Annotated in this window: 12 protein-coding genes; 8 read left to right on the forward strand and 4 right to left on the reverse strand. The window is 43.8% G+C overall.

What is annotated here, in order from left to right; all coding sequences use genetic code 11:
* Window positions 1-510 precede the first annotated feature (510 nt).
* The 3 genes from AB5123_RS05175 to AB5123_RS05185 form a co-directional block, all read right to left on the reverse strand.
* Window positions 511-1,755 (reverse strand): ROK family transcriptional regulator, encoded by a 1,245-nt coding sequence (locus AB5123_RS05175; protein ID WP_216947352.1) that lies wholly within the window; start codon window positions 1,753-1,755, stop codon window positions 511-513.
* 237 nt (window positions 1,756-1,992) lie between these two features.
* Entirely contained in the window at window positions 1,993-2,244 is a 252-nt protein-coding gene (locus AB5123_RS05180; RefSeq protein ID WP_022287989.1) for a YdbC family protein, read from the reverse strand.
* A gap of 62 nt (window positions 2,245-2,306) precedes the next feature.
* On the reverse strand, window positions 2,307-4,205 hold the full coding sequence (locus tag AB5123_RS05185) for a lipopolysaccharide biosynthesis protein (protein ID WP_368364583.1): 1,899 nt from the start codon (window positions 4,203-4,205) through the stop codon (window positions 2,307-2,309).
* A 193-nt stretch (window positions 4,206-4,398) separates the two neighbouring features.
* On the opposite strand from AB5123_RS05185, the gene AB5123_RS05190 reads away from it, so the two are divergent.
* The 3 genes from AB5123_RS05190 (at window position 4,399) to AB5123_RS05200 (ending at window position 6,599) form a co-directional block, all read left to right on the forward strand.
* A complete protein-coding gene (locus tag AB5123_RS05190) occupies window positions 4,399-4,521 on the forward strand; it encodes a hypothetical protein (RefSeq protein ID WP_022287987.1) in 123 nt (40 codons plus the stop codon).
* Between the two features lie 208 nt (window positions 4,522-4,729).
* A complete protein-coding gene (locus AB5123_RS05195; RefSeq protein ID WP_038672038.1) occupies window positions 4,730-5,296 on the forward strand; it encodes an RNA polymerase sigma factor in 567 nt (188 codons plus the stop codon).
* Complete coding sequence (locus AB5123_RS05200) at window positions 5,247-6,599, forward strand: PASTA domain-containing protein (RefSeq protein ID WP_337812660.1); 1,353 nt, start codon at window positions 5,247-5,249, stop codon at window positions 6,597-6,599. The genes AB5123_RS05195 and AB5123_RS05200 overlap by 50 nt, the downstream gene beginning before the upstream one ends.
* A 38-nt stretch (window positions 6,600-6,637) precedes the next feature.
* On the opposite strand, the gene sleB is transcribed toward AB5123_RS05200, so the two are convergent.
* Window positions 6,638-7,309: a spore cortex-lytic enzyme gene (sleB, locus tag AB5123_RS05205; RefSeq protein ID WP_117891938.1), complete on the reverse strand. Its 672-nt coding sequence runs from the start codon at window positions 7,307-7,309 to the stop codon at window positions 6,638-6,640.
* A gap of 1,145 nt (window positions 7,310-8,454) precedes the next feature.
* On the opposite strand from sleB, the gene AB5123_RS05210 reads away from it, so the two are divergent.
* From AB5123_RS05210 to AB5123_RS05230, 5 genes are all read left to right on the forward strand, one after another.
* On the forward strand, window positions 8,455-8,973 hold the full coding sequence (locus AB5123_RS05210) for a MotA/TolQ/ExbB proton channel family protein (protein ID WP_118159722.1): 519 nt from the start codon (window positions 8,455-8,457) through the stop codon (window positions 8,971-8,973).
* Window positions 8,970-9,566, forward strand: coding sequence for a cache domain-containing protein (locus AB5123_RS05215; RefSeq protein ID WP_117891885.1), 597 nt, complete (start codon window positions 8,970-8,972; stop codon window positions 9,564-9,566). Before AB5123_RS05210 ends, AB5123_RS05215 begins: the two co-directional genes overlap by 4 nt.
* Window positions 9,567-9,580: 14 nt before the next feature.
* Window positions 9,581-10,099, forward strand: coding sequence for a hypothetical protein (locus AB5123_RS05220; RefSeq protein ID WP_117957208.1), 519 nt, complete (start codon window positions 9,581-9,583; stop codon window positions 10,097-10,099).
* A gap of 115 nt (window positions 10,100-10,214) precedes the next feature.
* Window positions 10,215-11,063, forward strand: coding sequence for a patatin family protein (locus AB5123_RS05225; protein ID WP_278643107.1), 849 nt, complete (start codon window positions 10,215-10,217; stop codon window positions 11,061-11,063).
* Between the two features lie 15 nt (window positions 11,064-11,078).
* Window positions 11,079-11,936, forward strand: coding sequence for a metallophosphoesterase (locus tag AB5123_RS05230; protein ID WP_278643108.1), 858 nt, complete (start codon window positions 11,079-11,081; stop codon window positions 11,934-11,936).

Genomic DNA, 11,936 nt, shown 5'->3' on the forward strand with positions numbered 1-11,936 from the left:
TTTAATTCTTTTTCTCAAAAGAATCTCTCAAGGGTTTCGTACTATTCGTCTTTGTTCAATTTTCAAGATGCTGTTTCGTTACACTCTTTTGTGTCGTGCAACTTTTACATTATATCACACTTTTTATCTTTTGTCAACCCCTTTTCTGAAGTTTTTTCAAAAAAGTTTTTTGACTTCCGATCTTTTCGTGTTTTCTAATGTGCTGTCTTAAATCAGCTTATCTATTATATCATATTAGCTAAGCTTTGTCAAGATTTTTCTTTGTGAATTCTTTGTAAATTCGTTTGAACTCTTTCAAAAAGTGTTCATTGTCATCACCTTATTCACATTCATCGCTCTCATCAAGCGACTTATATATTTTATCATCTACAGCGACATTTGTCAATAGCTTTTTCATCGTTTCTCTATTTTATACATTTTCTACCCGATAATTTAGATATTTTTCACTATGTTGTTCAGTTTATACTATATATAAAAGAAAAAGCAGGGCAATGCCCTGCTCTGTTGCTCTTAATTATTAGAAGATGTATCAAATCCGCCCCTGTTAAAGAACAATTCTCTTATTGCAAGCGCACAGCCTGACAGGAATCTGTGTTTGTCCTCAATAATAGAAAGCTCGATCTTGCTTGAAACAAGTGCTCCGCCTATCTCTGTCACAGCGTCCTTTAATTTCTGGAACGCCTTTTCATTCTGGAATTTGAACTGATGAAGCACTATCTTCTGCGGATTGGTAGAAAAATACAAGTTGTTAAGAAGCACCGCTAACAGCGTAAGCTCACCGTCAAGTATCTCTTTTACAGCCTTGTCGTCTTTCTCGTATGCCATCGTCATCATATCCTGATTGACATTCTCAAAGCTTCCCCTTGCCGCCTCATAGAGAAAAGGCGTCTTTTCAGCAGAAAATACTTCCCTAAGCTTTGACATAGTAGCCGATGGAGTGAGTTCACTCTCAACACAGCCCCTTCTTCCGCAAGGACAAGTCCTGTCAGAATAAGGGTTGATTATCATCTTATCCACGAAGTTAGTTCTGTTATCATATGAAACGATCGGATCGTTAAGATTCGTCACAACAAAGTGCATAGTGTTGCCATACTGCAAAAAGGCTATGTTGTGTCTGTTTATATCCTTTGTTTTAAGGAAGTCGATATTTGCCATAGCCGTACCCTTTACAGAGTTGTCAAAAACCAGCGGAAGCTCAGTTTTCTCTCTTATTGCAGCCTTTAGCTTAGAATAATCAGGCTCGCCATCTTCAACACTGATACCAAGTCTTGAATACATAGTCGGGAATATACCGAAACCGATGCCGAGAATAGAGTTCTTGTCAAGGCAGTTGTCGCCCAGTACCTCGTTTATAGACTTCTCAGTGAAATCAAAAATAGTGCTGTAGTCCGTCTTTTCGTTGATAGCCAGATTTCTCTTATCAAGAACTGCACCTGCCAGAGTTGACAGACCAACGCTTACGATATCCTCCTCTACCGTTACGCCTATAACGAACTTGTAGTGGTGATTTATGTCGATAAGTATCTTTTTTCTGCCTCTCGGAGCTTTTTCTGTAACGTGCTTGTATTCGCCTATTTCCTGTATTATCCCCTGCTCGATCATTTCATTTGTTATGATCGTGACAGCGGCTCTTGTTAGCTCTAAAGTTCCCGCAATGTCGATACGGGAAGTAGGGCCTCTCTGCTTGAGTATCTTGAGGACCTGCATACGGTTGCGCCTCTTGAGATCAAGCTTGCTAATGCCATGCTGTTCCATATAACTATAATTCCCTCCGAATATATTATTACCTGCCCTGTACGTTCAAAGCGTTCCGTGTCCTTTAAATACTGATACGAAACGCCTTTTATGTGCAAGCTTCCGGCGGCAGCCATGCATGAAATAACGCACAACTCCGCCGTTTAATTGTTCTTCTCGAAAATTATAGCAAACATTTTTAAACTCATGATTAACAATTGATTATCATTTAACTGTTTACCGAACATTTACAATTTTTTAAAGAATATCAGCCTCGTTAATATCGTCCTCTATTTCCTCACCGTTGAGAATAGCCTTGAGAGTTTCCACTTCTTCGTCAGTAAGAGTGATACCCTTGCCCATTCTGCTGTGGTCTGGATTCCATTCTCTCAGGTCATATTTAGGCTCTCTCTCGTTCCAGGAAACCTTGTTAAGCTCCTTTGTCCAGCCCTTAGCGTTTTCAGAAAGTACGCCTATACGCTCTGTGATCTCAAATTTCAATTCTGCCATGATAAAAAACCTCCATTGGTGTAATAGGAGCATAGCCCCTTTATCTATAAAACGCAGTATCTCTACCGCTTTTTATATGCCCATTCAATAAGCTTATCCCATATCTGTCTGCGGAATATAAAACCGCATACAAGTGTCTGCACCGCCGCCGCAAGCACGCCGAACCAAAGTCCTGCCGCCGCACCAAGCAGTATATCAAGTGCCGCAATGCCAATGAAAACATCTGCTGGCCTGAGGTTTTTGATAATAACAGCCACCGCCAGTATCAGAAATGCCACCGCTGCCCATACCATGCCATGCCTGATAACTAGACTCAGCGGCATAAGCACCATAAAGATATACATAAGTCTGTTCTTGTTTTTGTATATTGCAAAGACAAAGCCTGCCAGAAGCAAAGCATACACAATAATGCCCCTTGTGAGCAAGTCTATGAGTACAAATACAGCCAAGCCGCCTATAACTGCGCAAAGCTTTGCAGTGCTAAGGCTCACAAAATGTGAAGCTATCCTTGCAGGAAGCACCTTGTAGAATATGCTCTCCACAGCCTTTCGGTTGAGTATAAAAACCGCAAAGAAAAGCAGTGTCACGATAGCATACAAAAGCAGGTGGTGCATAAGGTCAGTTTCAAAAAGGCAAATGAACATCATCACAAGGATAACGATGTTGTTCACTATCATCTTTTTCATATCTATCCTGAACGGCACTAGCTTTCTCGAGTCTATGGCTCTTATGATGAAAACCGTCATGTAAGCCGCAACCGTGGATATAGGCGGACCGTAAAGTCCTATCCTGGGTATGAGTATAACATTCAGCCCCACGTTTATCACACCTGAAACAAGGCTCGTAAAAAGTGACCTCTTTGTCTGCTTTGAAGCAAGATAAATAGACCCCATAAACGTGGTGAAGCATGAATAAATGGTCGCATATATGATGATAGGCGAGTATTTTACGCAGTCACGAAAATCTGCGCCTATCCAGAAGTTAGTCACAGGCTGAACGATAAGCAGACAGCCTGCCACAAGAATATACAAAAGGCTCTGATTGAAGTCAAAAACATTCTCATAGAAGGAATCTCTGTCATCAGAATCGTCCTCAGTGATAGCCGACATATTCCAAGCCTGACCGAACATAAGATACACCGTTGACACAAGGTTAGGTATCTTGTAAGCCGCCGACAGCACGCCGTTGTAGTCCGAGCCAAGATAGTGGGTAGTCATAAATGAATCCGAGCTGTTTGTTATGAGCCACAAAAGCTGAGCAGGGATAAGAGGCACAGAGTATTGAAGCATTACCTGCAAAAGCTCTCTGTCAATATCCTTGAAGTTTATATATCTCCAAAGCTTTGACTTGAACGTGAGAAATACCACCGATATAAGGTCAGAAAGAATGGTAGCGAGCAAATACTTTTCAATGCCTGTGCCGTGACCGAGAAATCCCTCAGGGAGCACCATATAAAACAAAGCCGTCCAAAACAGCGTAAAGAACGTGGTCAGTATGCCGTTAAAAGCAAACAGCTTCACCTGCTCCATTGCACGCACGAAAGTTGAATACAGCGACTTCATGCTTGATGTGAATACATATACATATAGTATCAAGCTGTATCCGCCAATATACTTGTCAGCAATGCCCGTCAGCGACACAATAGGCAGCAAAATACCGAACACCGCCAGACCAAAGAAGCATATAAGATTGCCAAGAGTAAAGACCTTTACCTTGTCATAAGCCTTGTCAAGACCAAATCTGATTATAGCCTCCGTGATAGTCATGGTCACAAGAGGTATTATCCAGTTAGCTATCTGAGTGAGAACGTCCGTAACGCCCAGCTCAGCCGTAGTAAGATAGTTGGTGTAAATAGGCACAAGCAACAGCACAAGGACTTTTGAGCTGAAAGAACCTATAGCGAACACCAGAGTATTTGAAAACAGCTTTTTATAGCTGCTTTGTTTGCCTGTTTCTGCCATTTAAAATTTCCTCATTACATAAAAATATAACACATAGAGATATTATAACACAATGCTTTGATTTTTGCAAATATTTTTATAAAAAGCCGTATTTTTTCACAAACCGCTTGCAATCAGAGTAAGATTATAGTATAATAGACCTAAAGAAAAGGGCTGTAAAAACAGCGTCACAGAATTACAGGAGGAAGATAATATGAGCAAAGCAACAAAAGTATTTCTGATACTTTTCGTATCTGTATTCACAGCAGGAGTAGCTGCAAATATCATCTGTGAGATATTCAAAACAAGACTTCAGAAATATTATTCTGTAGACTAAAATTTAGCATGGTACAAAAACGTTTATTGTAGGGGACGGCGCCCCCGACGTCCCGCTTAGTCGGGGCTATTCCCAGCACGCACTCTCAGGACGGCTTCTGCCGTCCTTTTTCTTTACAAAAAACTTTTCACAAAGCTGAAACTTTTTCAGCATTTTTTCCGACTATTAGGGTGAAAGCTCACAGAGCAAAAAGAAAGGGGGAAAACCCATGGGAACAGAACTAAAAGATACATTCGTGCAGGCTTATAATGATACATACGATTATATAGACCGCTATCTTACCTCAAAGCTTCCCACCAGAGAGCTTATAGAGGACGCACTCCAAAGCGTGTATCTTGATTTTTACCGCTCCCTTATCACCACTGAGGGGAAAATAAAAAACGTCAGGCATTACGTCCTGCGTATAGCCAAGCATTATGTTGCAGACCATTACAGACAACAGCCCAAAGCCACATTCGAGGATATCACCAACCTGAATATCCCCGACGAAAAAGCCCTTGCTACCCTTGAAAACGCCGACTTTTTCGACTATGAACAGGTGATGAGCTATCTCAAAAGCTCCGACGATACCACCTACCGCATTTTCGTCCTGCACTATCAGTACGGCTATACTATCAAAAAGACAGCTTCATGCCTTGGCTTGTCGCAGTCCACCGTAAAATCAAGACTATACCGCACCCTTGAAAAGCTGAAAAAAATATACTGTGAAAAGGAGGAACAAAGCAATGAAAATGACAGATATAATGAAAAAGTCCCACAGCGAAAGCAAGTCTGAAAACCTTGACGCGATCCTGCAAAAAATAGACAATAAAGCCTTTATCACCTCTTCATCTGACAGCGCACCGACAGCCGCAAAACTCCAGCCTATAAAGCTTAGAAGAAAATCCGTGGGCATAGCCGCAGTGGCAGCCTGCGCCGCCGTAGCAGTGGGAGCATTCGCATTCAGCGGACTTTTAAAACCCGATATCGACACCACTACTCCCACATCCTCCACAGCTTCCACAGATACCGCCACACAGCCGCCCCAGACCCCACAGCCTATCACAGTGCCGGACGTCACCAACAAGACCTATGCCGAAGCCGAAAAGCTTATCGTACAGGCAGGCGGCACGCCCATGAGACGTGATAGATACAGCGATACTGTCTCCGCCGAAACTGTCATGAATACCGAGCCTGCCGCAGGGGAAGAGATACAAGCAGGGCAAGAAGTCAACCTGTTTGTGAGTAAAGGTCCAGTTCCTGAGCAAAGAACTTATATCCACAATGACAGTTCACAGACCGACTCTGACGAACAGACCGATAAACAGCTCACCGAAGACGAGCTTGGCACATATGAAGTGGCAGATATAGAGATACCGACCTTTACCGAACGCCTCACCGACCTTGAAAACACAGACGATCTTAACGTAATACTCTCCGCACTAAATTCAAGAGCCGCAGACTTTGGCATAATATCCGCCGAAAACCATGAAACCTACCTTGATGTAACAGTAAACACCGAAAATGACGTCACCTGCACAAAAGCCTACCTCCAAGCATACGGCGTAAATATAGACCTTGTGGACGTCCACACCGCCTACCCAGAGCCGACAGGCGAACTTCCCGTCAGCGATACGCCTATAACAAACCCGTATAAAGTATCAAATCTTTTGTGCGACCTGGAAGAAATGGGTTACCGCCCAACTTTCACCTCCTGCGGCATTTATGACCAAGGCAACAGATGTGAGGTAACAGTGCTTTACGAACACAACATCAAGGAAATGGAAGAACTTCTGCAAAGCTGTAACGTTGATATGTCAATAGTCACAATAACCCTCGGTGGCAAAGCAGAAGTCACCCCCGGCTACAGAAGCCCAAGAGAGATACTCGAAGAAGTAAAAGACGTTTTCCATATAAATGATGTAAGAATAGCCATAACAGGCAAGACCTCATGTGTAGACGCCTATGCCATAGACATTTCCGACACCGAAAAGCTCGCCGATATAGCAGGCTACATCACCAGCTATTTTTCCGACGATATCCTCTACTCCATACCAATATCCCTAAACGGCAGCGATTATTTTTTCGTACATAAATAGCACAAAACCGCTCTGCACTGCGCAGGGCGGCTTTTGTTTCACATACAAAACCTATGGCTTCCAATAACCGTCACCGTAGGCTTAGCGTGCATATAAGCGTTTGAAGTCTTAGCAGGATTGTAGTAGTAAACACAGCCGTTGGTAGGATCCCAGCCGTTCAAAGCGTCACGGGCAGCATTGTAAGCTGAAGCGGCAACAGGCTCGTTGAACTGTCCGTCCACCACCGCCGTAAAAGCGCCGTTTTGGTAAATTACCCCCGAAAGCGTGTCAGGGAAAGACGGGTGCTCAATGCGGTTGAGTATCACCGCACCCACAGCCACCTGTCCCACATAAGGCTCGCCCCTGGCCTCGGCAGAGATTATCCTCGCCAAAAGATTGATATTCTGCTCCGTAGCCGACGGTACAGAGCCAATGGATATCCCCAGCGCCCGAAGTGTCTGCGGACCTGCCGTTCCCGTCTGACTTATCCCCTGCTGTTTTTGAAATTTTATCACAGCGGCTTTGGTCTTTTCGCCGTAGTATCCCGTCACAGAATCATTGAACAAACCACGTTCTTTAAGGCGTTCCTGAATAGCCCTAACCTCACTGCCGCTAGACCCAAGCTGAGAGAGCGCACTGTCCGAACCGCCCCAAAAGGCATTCACCGCCGCCAGCGAAACTCCCACCGCCAGCACCGTCACCACAGCTTTTTTCGCAAGCAGATTTCTCATTGTTCTCATAAGATCACCTCCTGAAAATCTGCATTTATTTTTTACAGCATTTACAGATTTATTCACGTCATGTCAATATGTACAAATTCAGTGGCACAAATTTATGCAAACAAATGATTTATATTTTAATTTGGCAACATTTCTGCAATTGTTGCATTTTTTATGCAACAAAGCACCCCATTTTCGGGATAAGTATAGGGATATTATCCCAAATTGAATATCCTGCAAGGTAGCAGTGTATGAGGAAACATTTTGTCAACGTGAGTTAGGTGAACACGATGAGAGGTTCTGATCGCACAGAAAAGCACTTCCTGCACCTTGTTTGAAGCTTGAAAACTGAATAAAAATCGTACAAAGCCACAAAATTACGGCAACAAATCTGTAGGGGCGAACAGCGTTCGCCCGTCGAAGAAACAAGTCCACGATTACAACCATTGTAGGACAGAACAAAAAACTATCCTATCACGCTTGTAGGGGCTTGGCGAAATTTCTGTTCGCAAGCTCACAGAAATGCGACAGCCCGCTCGAAGTGACGAGGTTTGAATTTACCATAAAGTCATGCAGATGTACAAAGACGTGCGAGGGGGGCGGGACGTCGGATTTCTGCAAAGCAGAAATTGCGCCGCTCCCCTACAATTCTGAAATTATGGCAAATTCTAAACACGGGCGAACGCTGTTCGCCCCTACAAATATTTGGGCAAGTCCTACCGCCGCAAAATCGCTCCGCTCTTTGCGGACTTTACGTTGTGCAGGAGGATAGTAAAGCGGTGCAGATTTAATTCTCCGATATCACTTTCATCTAATATCTGACTTCTATATGCTATTTTTCATTAAATCTGCACCTAGTCGGCTTGCGCCGAATGAGGCTCTGCCTCATACTCCGCTAGGGGCTTTGCCCCTAGACCCCACAAGCCCTCTAGCGCCGGGCTTGAGCGTGCGCTTTATCTCTCGCTTCGCTCGGTGCTTTATTTTTACTTTTGGTCTGCTATGCCCATTCCTCATTCCTCATTCCTCACTCCTCACTCCTCATTCCTCACTCCTCATTCCTCATTTCACATTCCTCCCCTCCTCACTAAAAATCCGCCCCCACATCTTGCAATTTACCTCAAAATGTGCTATCATTATCTCTATAGGGGGTCTTATCCATGAAAAAACTCTTTTCCGTAATTTTTATGAACTTTTTCGGCTTCGACATGATAATTTTCTTGGTTGCAGTCGCGACCGCCCTCGTCTTTTATTTCACTAAAAAATCGGCTGATGTTCTCTACAACAAACTTCATCTTAACATCTTCGTTCCCGATTCAGGTGCTTCCCGCCGTCAGGCTGACAGCGATATTTCTGACATTCGTGAAACAGATATCGTTTCTATGCGCAACCGCACAGGAAGCCTTTATTCTCTGTTCGTAAATCTCACAGGGATCTTCCCTCTCTTGGGTATCCTCGGCACTGTTATCTCCCTCCTCGGTATGGTGGGCGATATGACAAACGTTCAGGATAATTTCTATGGCGCTTTGACCTCCACTTTTTGGGGACTTGTTTTTGCTATAATCTTCAAATTTCTTGACGGCATAATCTCTGCAAAAATAGAGGATAACGAGAAAAATGTTCAGCTCTATCTTGAAAGAAACAACGCTGAACATTCCCAAAGCGGTGAACAGCCATGAATGGTTTCAGGAAAAATAAGGGCATAGTCCTTGAGCTGACTTCCCTGCTCGATGTTATCATGATAATGCTTTTCTGGGTCATGACCGATGTTTCCGCATCTGCCGACAGTCAGAAAGAGGACGCAAAAGCTCAGGTGCAGGCTGTCACTCAACAGCTTGAGGAGCAGAAGCAAAAATCCGCTGACGAGCTTGAAAAGCTCCGTGAGGATATGCAAAAGCAGATAGATGAAGCCTATAAAAAGGCTGAGAGCATTAACAGCAATGCCGCAAAAAACCAGCAGGCGCTTGACGGCTACACTCAGGGTATGCTTATCTCACTTGATATGCGAAATGAAAACGGCACTGACAAGCTGTATATTTCCCGTAATGATGAGGATATTATGACCGTGACCCCTGATGAAGACATCTCAGGCAGGCTCATATCTCTTTTTGAAGGACTCGGTGCGGCAGACGGTGAAGTAATGCTTGCGGCAGTGGTCTATGACGGTGACGCTGTGCTTTATCGTAACATGAGAATAGTGGAAAACGCTGTGCAGGCTGTGTCAGACAAATACGAAAATGTTTACTTTACATACATAAACACTTCCAAATAGAAAGGACAATAAAAATGAGTATTCAGAACGATGTTGAAAAGCTCTACCGCAGTGACCTTGAAAAACAAAGACAAAAGCAGAAAAAGAAAAAGAAGAAAAAGCTTCTTGGTATCATGCTGATCGTCATTATCATTGCGGCGCTTATTCTTATAATGCAGTATCTTGGACTTGGACTAGGCGGTGGAAAAGGCGAAGGCTCAGGGGACGGCAAGGACGTAAGTGCTTCCTCCAATGAAGCTTCCGTTACTACCACAACAACAGCAGTGCCAAAGGAATTTTATGACATCAAGGTTTCAGGAAGCACTTATATAATCGATGAGCGTGTGGTAGATCTTAAAAGTCTTGTTTCCACAGTGAAGCTTATGAGCGACAATGTTATCGTAAGGATAACAGACGACAACGCAACAAAGAACGCTATGGATGACTTGAAAAAGGCTCTTACCGACGACGGCAGAGAGTTCACAGAAACAGTTCTTGACAATTCAGCTTTGGATAACAGCATGGCAGATACAACATCTGAAGCCGTAAGATAAAAACTGTAGGGGCGAACATCGTTCGCCCGTTTTCTGCATAATTTTAAAGGATACAGATATAAAATAAAATTGGGGACGGTCAAGCCGTCCTCTTTTCAGAAACAGAGGTAATATCATGCTTGGACTTACTTTAGAGGGCGGAGCCAGCAGAACGGTCTATTCCTGCGGAATAATGGACGCTCTGCTGGAGGATAAAATAATAGCCGATTATGTTATAGGCGTTTCGGCAGGAGCAGCTTTCGGCGTTTCTTACTGCTCAGGGCAGATAGGCAGAAATCTCCGCCTTGCAACTGAGTTTATGGGAACAAAGAAATACATGGGTGCAAGACATCTTATCGACCCGAAAAACCGATGCTACTATAATCTTGATTATGCCTACAATGTTGTGCCTAATGTTGAGCTTCCCTTTGATTATGAAGCCTACAGAAACTTCAAAGGCAGATTTTGTGCAGTTGTTACAAACGTAAAAAACGGCAAGGCTGAGTACATGGACGTGCCAAAAAATGACACCCGCTGGAATTTGCTTAGAGCAACCTGTGCGCTTCCTCTGCTTTTCCCTGAGATAGAGATAAACGGAGAAAAATATATGGACGGCGGTATATCAGATTCAATACCATATATGCAGGCAATAAAAGCAGGCTGTGACAAAAATATCGTTGTGCTGACCCGACCAAAGGGCTATGTTAAGACCCAAGAGCCTGCTACAAAGCTTGCCATGAAATATTATCACAAGCACCCTGAGTTTGCCGAAGCCCTTGCCACAAGAGCCGAGAGATACAACAAATGTATCGCAGAGCTTATGGAGCTTAAAGCGGAGGGGAAAGTCTTTGTTTTCACACCAAAAACCACCTTCGGTGTAGGCAGGACTGAGGGCGACCCTGCAAAGCTGAGAAGGCTCTACGATTACGGCTACAACCACGCAAAATGGGCAATGGACGATCTGAAAAAATATCTATGCAAGTAGGAATGAGGTAATAAAATGTCATACAAGCTGCCGCTTTTTGCTGCCGCCGCATTTCTGGGCGGTTATATGCTTATTTCAAACAGACAGCTAAGGGTGAACAAATACGAACTGAAGGTATCAAAGCTCCCTAAGAATTTTGTTGGTAAAAAGATACTTCTTCTTGCAGATCTTCACAAGAAGCGTTACGGGGATAATTTCAACAATCTGGTAAATTCCTGCATTGCCGCCGAGCCTGACTTTATTTTCTTTGCAGGTGATCTTTACAGCCGTGATGAAACGGACATGATACCGAAGCTTGCCCTTATGAAAAGGCTAAAACATATTGCACCGACCTATTATATTTTCGGTAACCATGAAACTGACAACATGGATAATGCCGAAGCCCTTGCTTTGAAACTCACCGAATGTGGAGTACACATTCTGAGAAACAACATGGAGCAGATAAAAATAGGCGAGGATCACATCAATATATACGGCACTCAGCTTCCCCAAAGATTTTACCGCAACGAAGATTTTTCACATCACGACCTGCCGCAGATCACAAAGGACGAGCTTACAAAGCTTCTAGGCGAGCCTGACAGGAGCGAATGTAACTTTTTGCTTTCGCACACGCCGCTGGCGTTCCGTGCTTATGCAGACTGGGGGGCAGATGTGACGTTTTCGGGTCACTGTCATGGGGGAGTTATAAGATTGCCTTTTATTGGCGGAATACTTTCTCCCGAGCGGAAATTCTTTCCACGATACACAAAGGGGATTTACGAACTTAACGCTGAACAGGGATTGGCAAAGCTTGCTGTTACGGCAGGACTTGGTAAATTCAGGCTGAATAATCCCTCGGAAATAATGATTTGCACACTTGAAAGGCAGGAATAA

The organism is Ruminococcus sp. RTP21204st1_B2_RTP21204_210225 (genome assembly GCF_040914135.1).
Lineage (GTDB): Bacteria > Bacillota > Clostridia > Oscillospirales > Ruminococcaceae > Hominimerdicola > Hominimerdicola aceti.

Bases quoted from the DNA above. Each gene is read 5' to 3' on its own strand.
- AB5123_RS05180 (WP_022287989.1), bottom strand. From the start codon at position 2,244: ATGGCAGAATTGAAATTTGAGATCACAGAGCGTATAGGCGTACTTTCT.
- AB5123_RS05215 (WP_117891885.1), top strand. From the start codon at position 8,970: ATGAATGGTTTCAGGAAAAATAAGGGCATAGTCCTTGAGCTGACTTCC.
- AB5123_RS05225 (WP_278643107.1), top strand. From the start codon at position 10,215: ATGCTTGGACTTACTTTAGAGGGCGGAGCCAGCAGAACGGTCTATTCC.
- AB5123_RS05210 (WP_118159722.1), top strand. From the start codon at position 8,455: ATGAAAAAACTCTTTTCCGTAATTTTTATGAACTTTTTCGGCTTCGAC.
- AB5123_RS05230 (WP_278643108.1), top strand. From the start codon at position 11,079: ATGTCATACAAGCTGCCGCTTTTTGCTGCCGCCGCATTTCTGGGCGGT.
- sleB (WP_117891938.1), bottom strand. From the start codon at position 7,309: ATGAGAAATCTGCTTGCGAAAAAAGCTGTGGTGACGGTGCTGGCGGTG.
- AB5123_RS05175 (WP_216947352.1), bottom strand. From the start codon at position 1,755: ATGGAACAGCATGGCATTAGCAAGCTTGATCTCAAGAGGCGCAACCGT.
- AB5123_RS05185 (WP_368364583.1), bottom strand. From the start codon at position 4,205: ATGGCAGAAACAGGCAAACAAAGCAGCTATAAAAAGCTGTTTTCAAAT.
- AB5123_RS05195 (WP_038672038.1), top strand. From the start codon at position 4,730: ATGGGAACAGAACTAAAAGATACATTCGTGCAGGCTTATAATGATACA.
- AB5123_RS05220 (WP_117957208.1), top strand. From the start codon at position 9,581: ATGAGTATTCAGAACGATGTTGAAAAGCTCTACCGCAGTGACCTTGAA.
- AB5123_RS05190 (WP_022287987.1), top strand. From the start codon at position 4,399: ATGAGCAAAGCAACAAAAGTATTTCTGATACTTTTCGTATCTGTATTC.
- AB5123_RS05200 (WP_337812660.1), top strand. From the start codon at position 5,247: ATGAAAATGACAGATATAATGAAAAAGTCCCACAGCGAAAGCAAGTCT.